At 33.9% G+C, this 23225-nt stretch carries 14 protein-coding genes; 10 read left to right on the top strand and 4 right to left on the bottom strand.

The genetic code is table 11. The features are described 5' to 3' along the window. The first annotated feature begins 178 nt into the window (after positions 1 to 178). From E0F76_RS18845 to dnaX, 5 genes are all read left to right on the top strand, one after another. On the top strand, positions 179 to 391 hold the full coding sequence (locus E0F76_RS18845; protein ID WP_132009969.1) for a hypothetical protein: 213 nt from the start codon (positions 179 to 181) through the stop codon (positions 389 to 391). A gap of 410 nt (positions 392 to 801) precedes the next feature. Further along, positions 802 to 3429, top strand: a complete 2628-nt coding sequence (locus E0F76_RS18840) for a patatin-like phospholipase family protein (RefSeq protein WP_132009966.1) — start codon at positions 802 to 804, stop codon at positions 3427 to 3429. 67 nt (positions 3430 to 3496) lie between these two features. After that, on the top strand, positions 3497 to 4183 hold the full coding sequence (locus tag E0F76_RS18835; protein WP_132009963.1) for a DUF4062 domain-containing protein: 687 nt from the start codon (positions 3497 to 3499) through the stop codon (positions 4181 to 4183). Positions 4184 to 4186: 3 nt separating this feature from the next. Next, complete coding sequence (locus E0F76_RS18830) at positions 4187 to 4897, top strand: hypothetical protein (protein WP_132009961.1); 711 nt, start codon at positions 4187 to 4189, stop codon at positions 4895 to 4897. A 383-nt stretch (positions 4898 to 5280) separates the two neighbouring features. Further along, positions 5281 to 6366: a DNA polymerase III subunit gamma/tau gene (dnaX, locus tag E0F76_RS18825; RefSeq protein WP_132009958.1), complete on the top strand. Its 1086-nt coding sequence runs from the start codon at positions 5281 to 5283 to the stop codon at positions 6364 to 6366. A 91-nt stretch (positions 6367 to 6457) separates the two neighbouring features. Here dnaX and E0F76_RS19420 read toward each other — a convergent pair whose 3' ends face one another. Next, entirely contained in the window at positions 6458 to 6607 is a 150-nt protein-coding gene (locus E0F76_RS19420; protein ID WP_165932749.1) for a hypothetical protein, read from the bottom strand. Between E0F76_RS19420 and E0F76_RS18820 the strand changes: the two genes are divergently transcribed. Then, positions 6588 to 7025, top strand: coding sequence for a DNA polymerase III (locus tag E0F76_RS18820; protein ID WP_165932748.1), 438 nt, complete (start codon positions 6588 to 6590; stop codon positions 7023 to 7025). The genes E0F76_RS19420 and E0F76_RS18820 overlap by 20 nt on opposite strands. Positions 7026 to 7122: 97 nt before the next feature. Here E0F76_RS18820 and E0F76_RS18815 read toward each other — a convergent pair whose 3' ends face one another. The 3 genes from E0F76_RS18815 to E0F76_RS18805 form a co-directional block, all read right to left on the bottom strand. After that, positions 7123 to 8013: a Ppx/GppA phosphatase family protein gene (locus tag E0F76_RS18815; protein WP_132009987.1), complete on the bottom strand. Its 891-nt coding sequence runs from the start codon at positions 8011 to 8013 to the stop codon at positions 7123 to 7125. Positions 8014 to 8104: 91 nt separating this feature from the next. Next, a complete protein-coding gene (ppk1, locus tag E0F76_RS18810; protein ID WP_132009955.1) occupies positions 8105 to 10159 on the bottom strand; it encodes a polyphosphate kinase 1 in 2055 nt (684 codons plus the stop codon). Beyond that, positions 10159 to 10650, bottom strand: a complete 492-nt coding sequence (locus E0F76_RS18805; protein WP_132009952.1) for a SixA phosphatase family protein — start codon at positions 10648 to 10650, stop codon at positions 10159 to 10161. The genes ppk1 and E0F76_RS18805 overlap by 1 nt, the downstream gene beginning before the upstream one ends. An 896-nt stretch (positions 10651 to 11546) precedes the next feature. On the opposite strand from E0F76_RS18805, the gene E0F76_RS18800 reads away from it, so the two are divergent. From E0F76_RS18800 to E0F76_RS18785, 4 genes are all read left to right on the top strand, one after another. Continuing rightward, positions 11547 to 19853: a T9SS type B sorting domain-containing protein gene (locus E0F76_RS18800; RefSeq protein ID WP_132009949.1), complete on the top strand. Its 8307-nt coding sequence runs from the start codon at positions 11547 to 11549 to the stop codon at positions 19851 to 19853. Between the two features lie 64 nt (positions 19854 to 19917). Next, positions 19918 to 20826 (top strand): PorP/SprF family type IX secretion system membrane protein, encoded by a 909-nt coding sequence (locus E0F76_RS18795; RefSeq protein WP_132009946.1) that lies wholly within the window; start codon positions 19918 to 19920, stop codon positions 20824 to 20826. Positions 20827 to 20929: 103 nt separating this feature from the next. Beyond that, positions 20930 to 22870, top strand: coding sequence for an OmpA family protein (locus E0F76_RS18790; RefSeq protein WP_132009943.1), 1941 nt, complete (start codon positions 20930 to 20932; stop codon positions 22868 to 22870). A gap of 123 nt (positions 22871 to 22993) precedes the next feature. Then, positions 22994 to 23225 (top strand): ISAon1 family transposase N-terminal region protein (locus E0F76_RS18785; protein WP_456236441.1); only part of this gene is annotated, 232 nt, incomplete at its 3' end.

Here is a 23225-nt window from a genome sequence, read left to right as displayed (position 1 = left end):
AAAAAAAGAAGGTTTTAACTAGAATGGTTAATTTTGAGAGGTACCAAAAAACATACTGACCCTTTCTTTAACAGACAGCAATTAAGCCTAAACTTATTGCTTATTCTTCTATATTTTTTATTCTCCCCACTTTCTGTTTATTTAAATTAATTTTTAGCCTACCGCAAAAAGGACACATTTGGATTTGGACGAAAACCAAGTCTGTCCTTTTCTTTCCCAAAAGAATCATTTTTTCAACCGTTTTCATTTATACATTGCATTACGCGTATTTGGAAAAGAAAATAAAAATGCATTAGAAAATGCGCAAGCAAATATTAAAAAATACAATTATAAAGATCCAAATCAGGTTATAGTAATTAATGCAGCATTAAATGAGTTAAAAATCAAATAATTAATCGCCTCAGAAAGGAGTAGTAATAATTTTAAATTTTCACAAGCATTCGTATTACCGTAATGGAATTTAAACATTTATTTATCATTAGGGTTTGAAATAAATCAACTCCTTTTCTTGAAATAAAATCATAGATTAGTATGCAATAGGGACGTTGAAAACAGTTATGCAGCCAAATTATCACACCTTTTTTTACAAAAATACAGAAGCTACCATCTAACTATCAGTGCTTTATATTTTTTAATCAATTATACGTAAAATTAATTCAATTTTACTTTTGAAGTATTTAATCGTATTTTATTACATTTAATAGGTAAAATTTTGTAAATCAATATATTATTTACATTTTTAGTATGACTTTTCATCAAATTTAATTTAACTCATTATATCAACTTTATAAATTGATAATCATGATAAATAAATATGAATTAATAGAACTTGCCAAAAAACAACTTAGAGGTGAAGACATCGATAGTACAATAACTTTTCATGAATTATATGCTGGCTTAATTAAATATGAACAATTTGGATATGCCACTGAAATACTATTGACTAAGATTGAAGAAAACGAAAAAATAGGCGAATCCATACCTAACATATGGTACCAACAACTAGCTATAAATATTTATAAAGACTCTTCATTATCCGGCTTCTTTAAGTTTGACAAAGCGATGAACATTCTTAAGTCTCATTGCAATTTAGAACAATCACAGGATTGCGAAACCTTAGGAATAGCAGGAGCTATCTATAAATACAAATGGAAATTTGACCATCAATTTCATCATTTGTTGCAATCGAGAGCATTCTATAAAAAGGGTTATCAGATTTGGAAAAAGAACACATTGAAAACTGATATGGGTCATACTGCATTAAACTATGCTTATATCAATGAGTTATTAGCCATTCAAAATCTGGAACATCCTACTACAGATGGAGTAACTGATGAAGTCCTAAAACGATTTTCCTTATCACAATCTGTTCGAAAAGAAATCATTGCTGAATATGTGAATAAAAACCATGAAATAACTATGGTTCAACCAGATGTATGGCTTTATGCTACTTTGGCAGAAGCCTATTTTGGAACCCGACAATACGAGATGGCAATTCGTTTCATAACATTATACATTCAAAGCGAAAATGAAAAGTGGAAAATAAAAACATTTGCACAACAGTTTTATCGAATAGCCTCTTTTCAGGAAATCGAAAAAACAAATAGTGACTCTGTATCGGATGTTTTTTTGTCAAGTCAAATAGATGAAAAAAAACAAAATGAATGTTTTTTGGCATTAGAAAAACTAAATAAAGAGGAAGAAGTAGATTTGGATTGCATAGAATTTGCCGCTAAAAAAGAAGGCAAAGTTGGCATCGGTTTATCTGGTGGTGGATTTAGAGCATCATTATTTCATATTGGTGTTTTGGCAGGATTAGCTGAAAAAGACAAATTAAAAGACATTGAAGTCATATCATGTGTATCTGGTGGTTCTATCATTGGAGCCTATTATTATCTAAAACTAAAACACTTACTACAAACGAAAGAAGACAATGAAATAACCAAAGAAGATTATATTGATATTGTCAAAGAAATGGAAATCGACTTTCAAAATGCTGTAGAAAAAAACTTGAGGGTAATGATATTCACCAATCTTTTTAAAAACATTAAAATGTTTTGGACCAAAAAATACTCCCGAAGCCACCGATTGGGTGAATTATATGAAGAGTACTTTTATTTACCTTTATATAAAAAATATTTTTCGGAAGCCAAGGCCATCTATATGAACGATTTATGCATTAAGCCTAAAAACAAAACTGATTTTAATATTTACAATGATAATTGGAAAAGGAGAAATAAAATACCTCAATTAGTCTTGAATGCCACTTGCTTGAACACGGGACACAATTGGCAATTTACTGCTTCTTGGATGGGAGAACCATCAACATATATCTCTGATGATTTTGATGTAAAACCAAGGTTACGCAGAATGTATTATCAAAATGCTCCCGAAATTTATAAAAAATTCAGATTGGGATATGCTGTTGCAGCTTCCTCCTGTGTACCAGTTCTCTTTGAACCCTTGTTATTGCAAAATATGTATGATGGCATCGATTTAGAATTAGTAGATGGAGGCGTACATGACAACCAAGGTGTTGTATCCATATTGGAACAAGAATGTAGTTCTATAATTATTAGTGACGGAAGCGCTCAAATGGCAAATAGCCAATCAGTGGTTGCTAATGAATTGTCATTATTCTTCAGAGTAGATACGATAGTTCAAGAACGAGTGCGCGAAATACAATTGTTAGATTTAAAATCGAGAAAATATACTGGTAGTATTAATCAACTTTACATCTTACATTTAAAAAACGGCTTGTCCAAACTTCCTGTCAGCTGGATTAATTGTACTGATGTAAACAGAAAACTGCTCAATCAAATCGAAATTGAAGATACAAACGCCTTATTGGATTATGGTGTAATGAAAAAAGTGCAGCAAATGCTCTCCGAAGTTAGAACTGATTTGGACTCCTTTAATCAATTAGAATCCTATGCTTTAATGTATAGCGGTTACCAACAAACTATCCATCAGGTAGATTATCCTGCTAATAATTTTCAGCAAAAATGGAAATTTAAAGATGTTGCCTCTTATTGCACTTTACCAGAATTTGATAGTCGTTTAATAAAACAATTGAAAGCGAGTAGCAATGTGCCTTTCAAAATTGTTCGTTTATTTAAACCTTTTCAGTATATTATTTTCCTTTTATTAGTTGTAGCTACCTTTTTTGTTTTAAAAATATTATATGAAAACTGGTATTTAGATACTCCTTTGTATAGTTTTAATTTAACCTACAAATTAATCGGAACCTTTCTCTTGATTTTACTTATCAATAGCTTTTCCAAATTTTTATCCTATTTATTTAATTTTCAATCGTATATAAAGAGAAAAATCATTTACTTGGCATTAATTTTCATTGGTTTTATTCTTTTCAATACCTATTTACTCTTATTTAACACGATGTATAACAAATTGGGGAAAGTAGCATAAATCAACATTTCTTTAATAATGTAATTGTTTTTAATTTTCGAAAAAAAAATCCATTATAAGATCAATTATGGAAAAACGCAAAGTCTATTTATCGTCAACCTTTAAAGATTTAGAATCCTACAGAACATTAGTAATCAAAAAATTTGAGAGTGAATTCTCAGAATCTTTTGAGTTGTGTCGGGTTATGGAGTATATGTACGATAATGGAAAAAGTATCCCTTCTATAGAGGAATGTATAGAAGAAGTAAAAGAAAGTGATATCTATTTATTGATTTTAGGTAATCGAATAGGATCTTATCCGCCTAATTCTGACAAAACCTATACTGAATTAGAATATGAAACTGCCTTGTCAATGAGAGATGAAAAATTTATTTTCAGATTCGTAAACACCAACTTTAAAAAAACAGAATGTGAAGACGAAAATAAATATCAAAAAATAAAATCTATGTTAAGTGAATTGCGACCACAAGAATTTAAAAATTTATCAACTTTTGAAAATCGGTTTCTAACCTGTATGAGTGTATTACTTCAACAACCGGTTAAATCACAAAATCAACGTAATTTCTATATCATTTTCTCCATTATTATAGGACTAATTGGTGCTATAACAACCTATATTACTTATACTTCAACAATAGATTTTGACTATAATATTGCTGTTACTTCATTAGTACCATTAATTTTTTCTTGTATCATCTTATTCATACTAAAAGATATTTTATTTCCCACAACCATGTCTACTTCTAAAACATAAATCATGAAAAACGAAATTAATGAAGTACTTCAAAAACGTATTGAAAATGAAAAAAAACAAAAGCGGGTTACAATAATTACTGCAACATTCTTTTGTGCATTTGCCATTATAATTATTTATTTAGGTAATTATGCTAATATGCAAAAAAAAGAAATCGCTTCAAAAAACAGAATTTTAGATTCTATAAGCGATAGATTAAAATCAGCTAATTCAATCTTAAAACAAGACACTTTAACACTAAAAAGGACAGCAGATAACTATGATGCTATTCAAAAACAACTAGCCAATTTACAAAAAGCAACATCCGTAAATAGCAATTCGGTTTCTATAGGGAATTCTAATAAAAATACAGATGCCAAATACAATGATCAAGTTGAATCTGTGAAATTAGCTGTTAACAACAATAACTATAAATCTCTTTCAAAAACAAGTGCTCAAAATTACACTCTATATATTCAATATATGGAAGCTTTTCCAAAACTTTCAGCAATGCTTAAAACCGCTTTTCTTGAAGAAAAATATACAATTGCTAAAGAACAAAATATGGGGGAAATCAGTTTCCCGTCTAGTGTAAGATATTTTTACAAAACAGACAAAGAGAGAGCTGGCCAAATTGCTAAAAAAGCAGAAGCAACTATTAATAAAAAATTCAAGGTACAATTTATGAAACTCAAATCTCCTCAAAATCAAATTGAAATTTGGGTAGGACGATAAACAGAATGTGTTATTTCTAAAAGGAGTACCATTTTAAGTTACTATAACTATATTCAATTTGGAGAACATAAAACACTAAACAACTAGACTGACTTCACTGAAAACAATTAAAATTGTAGCACTAAATAATTATAATAGAAACATTTCTTCTTTAAAAAATTAGATATAAAGGTATACTAATTTTTTATTCATTTCTTTGATTGTCAACCAATTATTATTTTCAAAATTAATTATCCTTTTTATAAAAAAATTGATTTATAAATTTGACAATGTAATTTAAAATTGTCATCGCCTTTTCATTTGACATTGTTTTTTATTTTTGGAATTTGGAATTTGCTTTTTGATGTATCAAATCCTATATTTGCTTTCGAAGAAAAATTTCTATGGAACAATTTGTAGTATCGGCTCGTAAATATCGTCCTCAAACATTTAATGATGTTGTAGGGCAAAAAGCCATTACCAATACTTTGTTGCACGCCATAGAAAGCAATCATCTTGCTTCTGCCCTACTGTTTACTGGACCTCGAGGTGTTGGAAAAACAACTTGTGCTAGGATTCTTGCCCGCAAAATCAATCAACCTGGTTATGATGACCCAAATGAAGATTTTGCTTTCAATGTGTTCGAATTGGATGCTGCTTCAAACAATTCTGTGGATGATATCAGAAATTTAATTGACCAAGTTCGAATTCCGCCACAAACTGGAAAATATAAGGTGTATATTATTGATGAGGTGCACATGTTGTCTTCGGCAGCTTTTAATGCTTTTCTGAAAACATTGGAAGAACCGCCAAAACACGCCATTTTTATATTAGCTACGACCGAAAAACACAAGATTATTCCAACGATACTTTCTCGTTGTCAGATATTTGATTTCAAAAGAATTACCGTAAAAGATGCCAAAGAACATCTTGCCGAAGTAGCCTTTAGTCAAGGCGTAAATTGTGAAGACGATGCACTACACATTATCGCCCAAAAAGCGGATGGTGCTATGCGTGATGCTTTATCCATTTTTGACCGAGTGGTTTCCTATTGTGGTAATAATTTGACTCGTCAAGCGGTAACCGAAAACTTGAATGTGCTGGATTATGAAACGTATATCAATGTAACCGACTTAATTTTAGAAAATAAAATTCCGGAATTGTTACTTGCATTTAATGATATCCTTGCCAAAGGTTTTGATGCTCATCATTTTGTTTCAGGTCTGGCTTCTCATTTCAGAGATTTATTAGTGTCTAAAACTCCTTCTACACTATCTTTATTAGAAGTTGGAGAACAAGCCCAAAAATTATACGCTGTCCAATGTCAAAAAGCCTCTCAAGACTTTTTGTTGAAAGGAATTGAAATTGCAAATGACTGTGATTTGAAATACAAACTGAGTCAGAACCAGCGCTTGCTCGTTGAACTTTGCTTGATGCAATTAGCCTCCATCACCTTTGATGGAGAAAAAAAAAAGGGGATAAATTTATAATTCCACCTACTTATTATAGAAGAAATGACTATTCAATAGTCGAAAAAGTCAATAGTAATGACAATAGCAATAGCAATGGCAACGCCAATAGTCAAAGTGATAAAGTTATAGAACTAGAAGTTGAAATAAACGATTCTACTACAACAGCTTCAACAGAATTTCCAACTCCAAAACCTGCAACACCTGTTCTTAATGAAGGACCTAAAGTATCCGCATTATCCTTGTCAAGTATTCGTGCCAAAAGAGCATTACAGGAATCGGTTAAGGGATTTGTAAAAGAACAAGTTCATCTTCCTACAGAACATTTTACAGAAACCGAAATGCTATTGCAATGGGGTAAATACGCACAAAGACTTAGTGATAAAGGCCATAAAATTATGGAATCACTATTGATGATTGGCGATCCTAAATTAGATGGTACAACTATAATTCACGAATTGCCAAATGAAGGTTCAAAAATTGATTTCGAAACGGAATTATATGGGCTTTTAGGACATTTAAAAGGGCATTTACATAATCACGATATTACTATAAAAGTAGTTGTAAATGAAAAAGTAGAAAATAAATTTGCTTTCACAGCTATTGATAAATATAATAGGTTGAATGAAATTAATCCCAATTTGGAATTACTGAAAAAAACTTTTGATTTGGATCTTTAATCTTTAGCCTATTTTATAATTACAACAAATTCGCAAATTTAATTATCAATACTGAATCATTAATTTGCGAATTAGCAGTTGGATTTAAATTTATCGATTATATCTTCCCGTAATACATTGCCTTTACAATACCGTCTGAAAGTCCAATTTTTGGAACATAAATATTTCTAGCACCACTCCATTTCATGGCATTAAGATAGATTTGAGTTGCAGGAATAATTACATCGGCACGATCGGGATTCAAACCTAATTGAGATATTCTTTGTTCGTAAGTGAGTGAATTTAAAAAAACATATTGCGAATTGAGATAAATATATGACAATGGTTTTTCTTGTAATTTACCTGACATTTTGAATAATTTATTGATATTTCCACCGGAACCAATTAATGTCACTTCGTCATACTCCTTAGTGTTTTCCTTGATCCAAATCTCCATTTCTTGCCAAACTAATTCACTTACCATTTTATTTAATAATCGAACCGTTCCAGCTTTAAATGATTTAGAGATTACAATTTTACCATTAGAAAAAAGGGAAAATTCAGTGCTTCCACCTCCAACATCTACATATAAATAGGTTTTATCACTTTTTAATAAATGAAACAAATCCGTAGAGGCAATTATTATGGCTTCTTTTTTTCCATCAATAATTTCGATATTGATGTTGGCATTTTTTTTAATAAGATCAACAATTTCTTTTGAATTATTAGCTTCACGCATTGCCGAGGTAGCAAATGCAGAATATTCTTCGACTTTATGAACCTTCATTAAAAGACTAAATGCTTTCATAGCATCAGTCATTCTTGATATGTTTTCATTGGAAATCTCACCAATAGTAAAGGAATCCTGTCCTAATCGAATAGGAACACGTACTAAGGAACTCTTATTAAATTGAGTGGTTTTACCTTCTTGTTCTACAATATTTGTAATTAATAAGCGCATAGCATTTGAACCAATATCTATTGCTGCATATTTTTTTATTTTTAGTATTTCCTGGTTCATTCTATTTTTTTCTTTTATTCTTTATTGATGATATTGATCTAAAATCATAGTAGTAAAAAAATTTATTTCAAAAAACTTTTTACTTAACTTTATTTAAATAATAGTTGTAAATTTCTAACTGTGCTCTAAAAATTGGTTCCCCCTCATTACGAATTCTATAATTATTATCTAAACCTTCAGAATGATAACGTGCTTTTACGTTCCCTTTCCATCCCAAATCAAAATTATCAATGAGTTCTTTTTTAATTTCAGGGTCATAAATAGGGCATGTTACTTCTACTCTACCGTCAAGATTTCGAGTCATGAAATCTGCTGATGAAATAAAAACTTCAGCTTCTCCTGCATTTCCAAAAATAAAAATTCTGGAATGTTCTAAATAATTATCTACAATGCTTATTGCTTCAATATTTTCGCTCATGCCAGTAATACCGGGTATTAATGAACAAATTCCTCTTATTTCGAGCTGAATTTTTACCCCAGCATTACTGGCGTCATATAATTTATTGATCATCCCAAAATCCGATAAACTATTCATTTTAAGTTTAATATATGCTTCTTTACCTTCTAATGCATGAGCAATTTCTCTATCTATAAACTTATTAAGCTTAATTCTAGTATAATGAGGAGAAACAATTAGATGTTTGTAACGATACAATCTATAATTAATATCGAAAAATTCAAAAATTTTAACGACATCTTTTAAAATTTGTTGATGACCTGTGAACAGCGTAACATCAGTATATACTTTTGCGGTTTGCTCATTAAAATTTCCGGTAGAAATGAAACCATAGCGTCTTATTTTATCATTTTCAATTCTTTCGATAACACAAACTTTACTATGTACTTTAAGCCCTTTTATACCATAAATAAGTTCGATACCTTCTGTTTTCATTTGTTCAGCATAAGATATATTTGAGGCTTCATCAAATCGCGCTTGCAATTCTATTTGAACAGTAACTTTTTTACCGTTTTTAGCCGCATTTATTAGAGAACTAATAATCTGGGAATTTTTGGCCAATCTATATAATGTAATTTTAATAGTTGTTACAGTTGGATCTAGTGCAGCTTCACGTAAAAACTTAGTAACATAGGAAAATGATTGAAAAGGGGCATTTAACAAATAATCTTTTCTTTTAATTTTTTGTAATAAACTTCCTTCAATGCTTAGTCCGGGAATAGGTAAAGGATCATTAGTTTTATATAATAAATCAAATTTTCCAAGATTTGGAAATTTCATATAATCTCGACGATTGTGATATTTACCTCCAGGAATAATACTATCTGAAGAAATAATTTTCATTTTATCAAGAAAAAATTTGAGCGTATCCTCTTCAATTAATTGATCATAAATAAATCGTACAGGTTCGCCTATCCTTCTATCTTTAATACTTGTGGCAATTTTTTCCATCATACTTTTACTTAAATCACTGTCAATTTCTAACTGTGCATCTCGTGTGATTTTTATCATATGTGCAGAAACACTCTCATAATCAAAAATATTAAAAATATTACCTAGATTAAACCGTATAACATCATCTATGAGAATAACATAATGTTTTCCTTCTTTTGAAGGTAATACAACAAATCGATTAATTGTAATCGGGATTTCGATCATTGCGTATCGAACTTCATCCTTTTGTTTCATTACTAATTTAATAGCCAAATAACCTACTGTATCTTTCAATACTGGAAACTCGGCTAAATCATTTAATATAATGGTAACTAATTCAGGACTGAGGGTTTGTATGAAAAAGTCCTTTAAAAAAACTTGTTGATCTGTTGAAATATTATTTTCATCAATAATAAATATGTTTTCTTTTTCGAGTTTTTCTTCAATACAACTTAATATTTGTAAACTTTCCGTTTGTTGTTGAATTACTATACTTGTAATTTCTTTCAACAATAATTGAGCTGAAATTCCGCCAAGTACTTTCTCTCCTGATATACCAGATAAACTCAATCTCCTTACAGCTGCAAAGCGAACTCTAAAAAATTCATCTAAATTGTTTGAAAAAATACCTAAAAACCGTAACCTTTCTAAAAGTGGAACGGTATCATCTGCTGCCTCTTGGAGTACTCTTGCATTAAATGTTAACCAACTTTTTTCTCTGTCTATATAACTATATTTAAGCACTATTTTAATTTTAATTTTTTAGGAAATATTATTTTTTGGGTCTTGCCTTTATTAATTTTCATCCAATTATCTGTGTCAAACTGAAGAGATACAAATCCTGCAGTAGGAACATTACTAATAAAAACATCGCCAAATTTATTGACAAAATTTGTAATTGCTTCATTATGCCCGAAAAGAATAATACTTTCTAAGCTGTTTGAACATGATTTTATGATTTTCTCTAATTGGTTGACATCAAAAGTATAAAGTTCTTCATTATAAACGATACTTTCTATTGGATATAAAAAATTTTGAGCAAAAATATATGCTGTATGTGAAGCCCTCTTTGCAATACTACTAAAAATTACGTAGGTTGATGGTAAAAAATGCAAACAATTAGCTGCAACAAGGTGGGCGTCATGAATACCTCTATTGTCAAGCGGCCTGTCTATATCCTTTAAGGGGGCTTCCCAACTTGATTTTGCATGTCGAATTAAGATCAAATTTTTCATTGACAAGAATATATTATTAATAATTTATTTTTAAATATATATTTAATAGCTATCCAATTTACAAAAAAAAAAGATACCGAAAAGACATTTGAATAAATACCTTTTTTATTTAATCAAAAACTCATGAAAAAATAGAATTTTTGAAATCATTTTAAATCTTTAATCTTAGATATGAATTCCTTAAAAATTTCAGTGTTTTTTTTGTAGTATTAAGTCTATAAATATTGACATTTGTGTTATTTGTCCGTTATATTTGCACTTAAACGATGTTTTTTTGTTAAAGATATTGAAATTTAAATTAAATTTGTTTTGTACATAATTCAATATTTTTTTGTTAATATATTATAACTAAATAATTTTAAACATTTGAATTAATTAAAAAACAACCATTAAACGATTATTTAAGTTATTGATAGAAAACGAGTGAAATTTTAAAACATTATAACTAATTTAGATCAATAAAATAGATAGTTAATAAAAAATATGATAAATATAAAGGAAAAAGACCAGAGAATACATTAAAGAAATTATAGATATATGGCCAATAAAACCTCGAATCAAGTTGTTAACCTACAAAGCAATTTTATATCACTTCCGAAAATACTTTCCTTAATTATAAAAGGAATACTGTTTCTATTCGTAATGTGCATTTTTGTGACTTTCATTAAATCTAAAAATTCCGCAACAGAATTTACTATTTTCCCTTTTGGTTATTTTATATATTTAACTTTAATAGGTGTTTTTCTTTCCATTTTAAATATAAAATTGCATACAACTACGTACAATTCCATTTCAAATAAAAACAAATTATGTATACTTTTCACATATAAGCATAGCAAAATTTATACTAAAAACACTCGATTTAATACCCAAATATTAACACCTAATACTATTATATGAATACAATTATACCCATTTTTTGTAATTATTTGCAAAGTAGGATAAACAGAATTATCATAGTATTCATTTTAATGTTGTTTGCTGTCAACTTTGTGAGTGCTCAAAATCCTGTATTTAACAACCCTACACTTGTTTCTGGCAAAAAATTAGATGTTGGTGCAAAATATATTTATACTGATGTAACAACTGCTCAAGGTTTCAGTATCGATGCTGTTGTTACTATTAATGCTATTGTTGATGCCAAATTAAAAGACATAGACAGTGCGACGAACGGTGCGGGATTATTATTAAGTAGATTTCAACCTGTAATACAAACAACCACAAATGGTGGATATGTTGAATTTCAATTTGATTTTTACCAAGCTGGAACCTATTCAACTATTCCAGTACCAATGTTTTTAAATTCATTTGCTTTACAAGCATTGGATATTGATGGATTAGAATTTTTTGATGTTAATATTCCTCCAACTGCTACTTACTCCCTAAATAAATCCACTTTAATTACCGTTTCAACTTCCATCAATCCACCATTTACAAGATTTCAAGGACCAAGTGGATCTGTAGATCCTATTAGTTTAGCAGATACTCAGTATATTGCATCTGTAAATTTTAGTTCCGCATCTACTGCCGTATTTAGGTATGGGAATTTTGATGTAAATAATGATAGACAAAGTTCATTCAGTTGTGGCGAAGTGTTTTTTAATGTTCCAACGGCAAATAACGACTCAAAATTAACGCAACCTGCTGGACCTGTAGGTATCGATGTGACAACAAACGATACTGATCCAAATACTACCCTTAATAAAAACAGTGTAGATTTGAATCTATCGACTTCTGGAACTCAAAACACATTAGTAGTTGCTAACCAAGGAACATGGAGTGTTAACACATCTGGAATTGTAACTTTCACTCCATTACCTTCCTATATAGGAAATCCAACCGCTATAAAATATACCATTAATAATTCAACCGGAATAACATCTAATCAGGCGACAATTACAATAACCTATGCTAGCTCAGATTTAAAAATTGTTAAAACTGTAGATATCGGATCACCAATAATTGGTGCAAATGTTACTTTTACTTTTACTGCCTCTTATGCAGTATCAGGAAATAATAGTACGGGTGTAGTAGTAAATGATGTATTGCCTTCAGGATATACCTTCATTAATGCTACTCCATCTACTGGAACATGGTCGGCTCCAAATTGGACAATTGGAAATTTTAATAATGGAAGTACAGCTACAATGACAATTGTTGCAACTGTAAATCCAAGTGGAGACTATTCTAATACAGCAACTATTTCAGGAAATAATAATGATCCACAATTAAATAACAACACAAATTCTATTTCCACAAATCCAAAACTGGTAACTTTATCTTTAACTGGTAGCACAATCTGTGTTTTGCCTGGTGGAAATGGTACAATAACATCTATAACCTCTGCAACCGGCGTATCGTATCAATTATACAATTCTAGCAATGTAGCCGTTCAGGCTTCAAAAGATGGAACTGGATCTGGACTTACTTGGTCAGGCCTTTCAGCAGCAAATGGATATTATGTAATTGCAGCAACTGATACTGATACTAAAAAAAGTTCTAATGTAAATATTGATACAACTCCAAATCCAGTTGCATTATCTTTAACAGGTAGCAGCTTTTGTGCTGTACCAGGTGGTGATGGAACGATTACATCGTCTACATCTGTAAGTGGAACCACATACCAATTATACAATTCTAGTAATGTAGTCGTTCAGGCCTCAAAAAATGGAACTGGATCTGGACTTACTTGGACTGGGCTTTCTGCCGCAAATGGATATTACGTAATTGCATCGAATACTGCTTCTTGTACATCAACATGTATTGCTGTTAATGTTGTTACAACTCCAGCTCATGAAGTTCCAACTGTAAGTGTCGTTAATAATTGTGATGGAACTTCTACTTTGACGGCTTCTAATTGTACTGGAAGTTTATTGTGGAGTAACGGTGCCACTACAGCTTCCATAACGGTGACTACCGCTGGAACGTATACCGTGATTCAATCTGAAAATGGCTGTAATAGTCCAAATGGCACAGGCCTTGCAGCTCCAAAAAATGCTCCTGCTGCTCCAACTGTTAGTGTCGTTAATAATTGTGATGGGACTGCTACTTTGACGGCTTCTAATTATACTGGAACTTTATTGTGGAGTAACGGTGCCTCTACAGCTTCCATAACGGTGACTACCGCTGGAACGTATACCGTGGCTCAAACTTTAAATGGCTGCACTAGTCCAAATGGTTCAGGCACTGCAGCTCCAAAACTAGTTCATGAAGCTCCAACGGTAAGCGTCGTTAATAATTGTGATGGGACTTCTACTTTGACGGCTTCCAATTGTAGTGGAAGTTTATTGTGGAGTAACAACGCAACAACGGCTACCATAACGGTGACTACCGCAGGAACTTATACCGTGACTCAATCTGAAAATGGCTGTTCCAGTCCAAATGGCACAGGGACTGCAGCTCCAAAAAATGCTCCTGCTGCTCCAATTGTAAGTGTCGTTAATAATTGTGATGGAACTTCTACTTTGACCGCTTCTAATTATACTGGAACTTTATTGTGGAGTAATAGTGCTACTACAGCTTCCATAACAGTTAATACTGCTGGTACTTATACTGTAAACCAGTCCATAAATGGCTGTACTAGTCCAAATGCCACAGGCCTTGCAGCTCCAAAAAATGCTCCTGCTGCTCCAATTGTAAGTGTCGTTAATAATTGTGATGGGACTTCTACACTGACGGCTTCTAATTATACTGGAACTTTATTGTGGAGTAATAGTGCTACTACAGCTTCCATAACAGTTAATACTGCTGGTACTTATACTGTAAACCAGTCCATAAATGGCTGTACTAGTCCAAATGCCACAGGCCTTGCAGCTCCAAAAAATGCTCCTGCTGCTCCAATTGTAAGTGTCGTTAATAATTGTGATGGGACTTCCACATTTACGGCTTCTAATTATACTGGAACTTTATTGTGGAGTAACGGTGCCACAACGGCTTCCATAACAGTTAATGCTGCTGGTACTTATACAGTAACTCAATCTGCAAATGGCTGTATAAGTCCAAATGCCACAGGGGCTGCAGCTCCGAAAACTGCTCCTGATGCTCCAACTGTTAGTGTCGTTAATAATTGTGATGGGACTGCTACTTTGACGGCTTCTAATTATACTGGAACTTTATTGTGGAGTAACAGTGCCACTACAGCTTCCATAACGGTTAATACTGCAGCTACATATACTGTAAACCAGTCCCTAAATGGCTGTACTAGTCCAAATGCCACAGGGACTGCAGCTCCAAAAAATGCTCCTGCTGCTCCAACTGTTGGTGTCGTTAATAATTGTGATGGGACTTCTACTTTGACGGCTTCCAATTGTAGTGGAAGTTTATTGTGGAGTAACAACGCAACAACGGCTACCATAACGGTGACTACCGCAGGAACTTATACCGTGACTCAATCTGAAAATGGCTGTTCCAGTCCAAATGGCACAGGGACTGCAGCTCCAAAAAATGCTCCTGCTGCTCCAACTGTTAGTGTCGTTAATAATTGTGATGGGACTTCTACACTGACGGCTTCTAATTATACTGGAACTTTATTGTGGAGTAATAGTGCTACTACAGCTTCCATAACAGTTAATACTGCTGGTACTTATACTGTAAACCAGTCCATAAATGGCTGTACTAGTCCAAATGCCACAGGCCTTGCAACTCCAAAAAATGCTCCTGCTGCTCCAATTGTAAGTGTCGTTAATAATTGTGATGGGACTTCCACATTTACGGCTTCTAATTATACTGGAACTTTATTGTGGAGTAACGGTGCCACAACGGCTTCCATAACAGTTAATACTGCTGGTACTTATACAGTAACTCAATCTGTAAATGGCTGTATAAGTCCAAATGCCACAGGGGCTGCAGCTCCCAAAACTGCTCCTGATGCTCCCACGGTAAGTGTCGTTAATAATTGTGATGGTACTTCCACATTGACGGCTTCTAATCATACTGGAACTTTATTGTGGAGTAATAGTGCTACAACAGCTTCCATAACGGTTAATACTGCAGCTACATATACTGTAAACCAGTCCCTAAATGGCTGTACTAGTCCAAATGGCATAGGGACTGCAGCTCCGAAAAATGCTCCTGCTGCTCCAACTGTAAGTGTCGTTAATAATTGTGATGGGACTTCTACATTGACGGCTTCTAATTATACTGGAACTTTATTGTGGAGTAACGGTGCAACAACGGATTCCATAACGGTGACTACCGCTGGAACGTATACCGTGATTCAATCTGAAAATGGCTGTACTAGTGCCAACGGATCAGGAACTGCAGCTCCGAAAACTGCTCCTGATGCTCCAAAAGTAAGTGTCGTTAATAATTGTGATGGAACTGCTACTTTAACAGCTTCTAATTATACTGGAACTTTGTTGTGGAGTAACGGTGCCACAACGGATTCCATAACGGTGACTACCGCTGGAACGTATACCGTGACTCAATCTAAAAATGGCTGTACTAGTGCCAATGGATCAGGCCTTGCAGCTCCAAAAAATGCTCCTACTGCTCCAACTGTTAGTATCGTTAATAATTGTGATGGGACTTCCACATTGACGGCTTCTAATTATACTGGAAGTTTATTGTGGCGTAACGGTGCCACAACGGCTTCCATAACAGTTAATACTGCTGGTACTTATACAGTAACTCAATCTGTAAATGGCTGTATAAGTCCAAATGCCACAGGGGCTGCATCTCCAAAAAATGCTCCTGCTGCTCCAACTGTAAGTGTCGTTAATAATTGTGATGGGACTTCCACATTGACGGCTTCTAATTATACTGGAACTTTATTGTGGAGTAACGGTGCCACAGCAGCTTCCATAACGGTGACTACCGCTGGAACGTATACCGTGGCTCAATCTGAAAATGGCTGTACTAGTGCCAATGGATCAGGCCTTGCAGCTCCAAAAAATGCTCCTGCTGCTCCAACTGTTAGTATCGTTAATAATTGTGATGGGACTGCTACATTGACGGCTTCTAATTATACTGGAACTTTATTGTGGAGTAACGGTGCCACTACAGCTTCCATAACGGTGACTACCGCTGGAACGTATACCGTGGCTCAATCTGAAAATGGCTGTACTAGTCCAAAAGCCACAGGGGCTGCATCTCCAAAAAATGCTCCTGCTGCTCCAACTGTAAGTGTCGTTAATAATTGTGATGGGACTTCCACATTGACGGCTTCTAATTATACTGGAACTTTATTGTGGAGTAACGGTGCCACAGCAGCTTCCATAACGGTGACTACCGCTGGAACGTATACAGTGGCTCAATCTGAAAATGGCTGTACTAGTCCAAATGCCACAGGGACTGCWGCTCCAAAAAATGCTCCTGCTGCTCCAACTGTAAGTGTCGTTAATAATTGTGATGGGACTGCTACTTTGACGGCTTCTAATTATACTGGAACTTTATTGTGGAGTAATAGTGCCACTACAGCTTCCATAACGGTGACTACCGCTGGAACGTATACCGTGACTCAATCTAAAAATGGCTGTACTAGTCCAAATGCCACAGGGACTGCAGCTCCAAAAAATGCTCCTGCTGCTCCAACTGTTAGTGTCGTTAATAATTGTGATGGGACTGCTACTTTGACGGCTTCTAATTATACTGGAACTTTATTGTGGAGTAACGGTGCCACTACAGCTTCAATAACAGTAAATACCGCAGCTACTTATACCGTAACTCAAACTGTAAATGGCTGTACTAGTCCAAATGCCACAGGGACTGCAGCTCCAAAATCTGCTCCAAATACACCAGAAACAAAAATAACTCAACCGACTTGCAATATAAACACCGGAACTATCACGGTAGTTACTCCAATTGCTGGTCTCGGAGTGCTTTATACAGTTACTGGTACAATACCAGTTGTTCCACCAATAAGTAATACTTCAGGTATTTTTGATTCATTGACGCCAGGTATTTATAATGTAGCAACAACATACAACTCATGTAATTCGTCTCCAAAAACCGTAACTATTGATAATTACATATGTGCAAATGATGATACTATCGCAGCGGGTAATGGAACCACTGGAAACACCAATGCGGGTAATGTATTCAATGACAATGGTAATGGTATCGATACTCTAAATGGCAATCAACCTATGGTCACTACGGTAAACCTTGCGGTAACCACTCCGGCTACTCCTATTGTAGTTGGTGCTCCTGTTCCTTCGGTCAATACGGCTACGGGACAAATTAGTGTACCGGTTGGAACTCCTGCTGGAAGCTATACGATCGTGTATTCGATCTGTGAAAAAATAAATCCATCGAACTGTGATTCGGCTACTATTTTGGTTACGGTTACTGCTCCTGGAATTATCGCTCAAGATGATACTATCGCAGCGGGTAATGGAACCACTGGAACCACCAATGCAGGTAATGTATTCAATAACAATGGTAATGGTATTGACACTCTAAATGGCAATCAAGCTACTGTGACTACGGTAAACCTTGCGGTAACCACTCCGGCTACTCCTATTGTAGTTGGTTCGCCTGTTCCTGCGGTCAATATGGCTACGGGACAAATTATTGTACCGGTTGGAACTCCTGCTGGAAGCTATACGATCGTGTATTCGATCTGTGAAAAAATAAATCCACCGAACTGTGATTCGGCTACTATTGTGGTTACGGTGACTGCTCCTGGAATTAACGCTCAAGATGATACTATCGCTGCGGGTAATGGAACCACTGGAAACACTAATGCAGGTAATGTATTCAATGACAATGGTAATGGTATCGATACCCTAAATGGTAATCAAGCTACGGTGACTACGGTAAACCTTGCGGTAACCACTCCGGCTACTCCTATTGTAGTTGGTGCGCCTGTTCCTGCGGTCAATACGGCTACGGGACAAATTAGTGTACCGGTTGGAACTCCTGCTGGAAGCTATACGATCGTGTATTCGATCTGTGAAAAAATAAATCCATCGAACTGTGATTCGGCTACTATTGTGGTTACGGTGACTGCTCCTGGAATTAACGCTCAAGATGATACTATCGCTGCGGGTAATGGAACCACTGGAAACACTAATGCAGGTAATGTATTCAATGACAATGGTAATGGTATCGATACCCTAAATGGTAATCAAGCTACGGTGACTACGGTAAACCTTGCGGTAACCACTCCGGCTACTCCTATTGTAGTTGGTGCACCTGTTCCTGCGGTCAATACGGCTACGGGACAAATTAGTGTACCGGTCGGAACTCCTGCTGGAAGCTATACGATCGTGTATTCGATCTGTGAAAAAATAAATCCATCGAACTGTGATTCAGCTACTATTTCGGTTACGGTTACTGCTCCTGGAATTATCGCTCAAGATGATACTATCGCAGCGGGTAATGGAACCACTGGAAACACCAATGCGGGTAATGTATTCAATGACAATGGCAATGGCATTGATACTCTAAATGGTGGTCAAGCAACGGTGACTACGGTAAACCTTGCGGTAACCACTCCGGCTACTCCTATTGTAGTTGGTGCTCCTGTTCCTGCGGTCAATACGGCTACGGGACAAATTAGTGTACCGGCTGGAACTCCTGCTGGAAGCTATACGATCGTGTATTCGATCTGTGAAAAAATAAATCCATCGAACTGTGATTCTGCTACTATTGTGGTTACGGTGACTTGTAATGTTAGTAATACTATAGTTCCAAGCAGTACTTGTAATTCAGATTCAACTCTAATAAATCTTAATACTTTATTACCTGTTGGAACTCCTTCAAATGGGATTTGGATAGATGTAAATAATTCAGGATATTTACAAGGAAATATTCTATCGCCACTTGGTATGCCTCTGGGTGATTATGTCTTTATATACAAAATAAGTGGAGATGATTGTCAATCTATAAAAGTAAACATGAATGTGAATGATAAATGTACCGTATTGCCTTGCGGAAATATTATTGTACACAATGCTATATCAGTAAACGGATACGAGAAAAACAGATTGTTTGCGATCGAAAATATTGATAATATAAGTTGTTACCCAGAAAATACGGTTGAAATATACAATCGTTGGGGAGTTTTAGTTTATGAAACCAGAAATTATAATAATGTTTCCAATGTTTTTGATGGTACTTCACATGGTAGAACAACTTTAAGTCAGTCCTCTGGTTTACCAACTGGAACTTACTATTATATTTTAAATTACACCTCTTTTGATAATAATGATAATGTTATAACCAATACGAAAGATGGGTTTTTATACCTTACTAGATAAATTTAACTCAAATCTAAATCAAACTCCTAGGGTTTATTAACCCTAGGTTTAAACATTAATCTACATGAAAACAAGAATACTATTATTCGCTTTGATGTTTACTAGTTTTGTAAGTTTTGCTCAACAAGATGCACAGTTTACACAATACATGTACAACACAATCAATGTCAATCCAGCTTATGCTGGGTCGAGAGGAGCCTTGAGTATATTCGCTCTACACCGTACACAATGGGTCGGTTTAGAAGGAGCTCCTGTCACTAATACGGTATCGATCAACACCCCTATTAACGGAAGTAATTTGGGCCTAGGTGTTTCGCTTGTTAATGATAAAATAGGTCCTACCAATGAGAATGCAATCTCGGCTGACATGTCTTATACCCTACAAACCTCGGATACTTGGAAAATTTCTTTTGGGATGAAAGCAACTGCCAATTTATTTGATTTGGATATCACTCGATTAGATCCAGTTGATGCATCTGATCCTAGTTTGCAAAATTATAGTAAGTTCTCGCCAAATATTGGAGCTGGAATTTATTTGCATTCCAATAAAGCGTATCTAGGGTTTTCTGTCCCTAATTTTTTAGAATCTAACCGTTATGACGATAATAGTGTCAGAATATTTAAAGAAAAAATAAATTATTATCTTATTGCAGGATATGTATTTGATATCAACAGTACAATAAAATTCAAACCTGCTGTACTTTCCAAAATGGTTGAAGGGGCTCCTCTTCAAGTGGATGTTTCCGCTAACTTTTTGTTCAGTGAAAAATTCATGATTGGAGTTGCATATAGATGGAGTGCTTCTTTAAGTGCAATGGTTGGCTTTCAAGTTTCTCAAGGAATTTATATTGGTTATGGATACGATAGAGAAACAACTAACTTAAAAAACTATAATTCCGGTTCTCACGAAATATTCTTGAGATATGAACTATTCAACAACGTCAAAAAAATTACTACTCCAAGATTCTTTTAAAAACAATTATTATGAAATCGCAATTAAAATGCCGTTTGCTAATGCAAATACTATCATAAAAAGCGATACCATATATGACCACTAACAAATAAATTTTACATATATGAAAAATTTAATATTACTTTATATTACCATAATAAGTGTTTTTTCATTTAACTGTTATGCCCAAAAAGCCCAAATTGCTGCTGCCGACAGAAAATATGATAATTTTGCTTATATTGATGCCATTAAAACCTATGAAAGGGTCGCTGAAAAAGGTTACAAATCTGTAGATATGTTCCAAAAACTAGGTAATTCCTATTACTTCAATGGACAATTGGAAAAAGCCTCTAAATGGTATGATGAATTGTTTGCTATGACTTCAGACATAGAACCTGAATATTATTATCGTTATGCTCAATCTTTAAAAGCAGCCGGAAATATTGAAAAAGCGAACAAAATGTTAGACCTATTTCATCAAAAATCAGGGAATGATGACAGGGGGGCACTATATGATAAAAACAAAAATTATATAGAAAACATAAAGGCAAATTCGGGTAGATATAATATAGAAGATGCTGGAATCAACTCTAAATATTCTGATTATGGGAGTGCTTTCTATTTAAACAAATTAGTTTTTGCCTCTTCTAGAGATACTGGAAGTTTTATGCATAGGAAACACAAATGGACCAATCAAAGTTTTACCAATCTTTATGTTACTGATTTGGGAGAAGGACTGGTTGCCGGAAAGATTAGTACGTTTTCTAAAAAAATAAATTCTAAATTCCACGAATCATCCCCTACTTTCACTAAAGACGGTAAAACAATGTATTTTACCCGAAACAACTTTCTTGATGGAAAAAAAGGAAAAGACGGAAGTGATATCACTTTAATTAAAATTTACAAAGCCAATCTAGAAAATGAAAAATGGGTAAATGTAATAGAATTACCTTTTGACAGTGATCAATACAGCACTGCGCATCCTACACTTAGTTCAGATGAAAAAACATTGTATTTTGTGTCTGATATGCCCGGTACAAAAGGACAATCCGATATTTTCAGAGTGCAATTAAATGAGGATGGAAGTTTTGGAACTCCCGAAAATTTAGGAAACGGAATCAATACTAGTGGTAGAGAAACCTTCCCTTTTATATCCGATGAAAACGAACTTTATTTTGCCTCTGATGGTTTTCCTGGTTTAGGCGGATTGGATGTTTTTGTTTCTAAAATAAATGCTGACGGAAGTTTTGGAGAAGTCCAAAATTTAGGTGACGGTGTGAACTCTCCAAAGGATGATTTTGCCTTTCTACTAGACACTAAAACCAGAAGAGGGTTTGTATCCTCCAATAGAAATGGTGGACAAGGATATGATGACATTTATAAATTCCTGGAAACTAAAAAACTTAAATGTGAACAGGAATTATATGGTAAAGTGACTGATTTAATAACTGGTCTCATTCTAGTTGATGCTAAAATAAGTTTATTTGACACTAAATTTAATCTTATAAAAACAACAGTAACGGATCCTACTGGTACATATACTTTCGCTGTTGAATGCGGAAAAAACTACAATGTTCGTGCCTCTAAAACGGATTACAATACTAAAGAACAAAAAATCACTATTGGAAAGGAAAACAATAGTAGAACCAACTTGCCTTTTGCCCTTGAAAAAGAAACCTGTAAAGTGGCTGTTGGTGATGATTTAGGTATCTGTTTTGGAATAAAAATGATCTATTTCGATTTGGATAAATACAATATTAGAACTGAAGCTGCTTTAGACTTGGAAAAAATATTAGACGTTTTGAACCAAAATCCTACGATGAAACTAGACATTCGCTCCCATACCGATAGCCGCGCTTCGTTCAAATACAATGAAGTTTTATCAGACAATAGAGCAAAATCAACCATTGGTTGGCTAGTGAAGAACGGGATTGATTCTCACAGATTAACAGGTAAAGGATACGGCGAAACTCAATTGGTAAACGGATGTTCTGATGGAGTAAATTGTTCAGAAGAAGACCATCAAATGAACAGACGGAGCGAATTTATTATTACTGCGCTCTAAGACTTTTTATAAATACAAATTGAAACCTCGAATCTTATTCAGATATCGAGGTTTTTTGGATCAAGTCTAAAAGTTGTGGGGAAATATTAAATTTCGATATTTGTATTTCAAAATTATATAGAAATGCAAGACTCTTTTATTGAACTTCTCAAATTGTTATTACCTGAAATTATTGTTGATTATTTCGAACTTACTTCCTATAAAAAAGGGGAAGAAATTCTTCATCTTTATTTAAAAGAGATCAATTCTATACCCAAAGAATATCGTCAAGCTAAATTAAGCTCCAAAGGTTTTTTTGATGAGATAACTGTTCAAGACTTTCCTATTCGTGGACATCAGGTTTATCTGCACATCA

Source organism: Flavobacterium cellulosilyticum, from assembly GCF_004349355.1.
Lineage (GTDB): Bacteria > Bacteroidota > Bacteroidia > Flavobacteriales > Flavobacteriaceae > Flavobacterium > Flavobacterium cellulosilyticum.
Note: the sequence above shows the minus strand (reverse complement) of the source record. Positions and strands in the feature narration are given on the sequence as shown.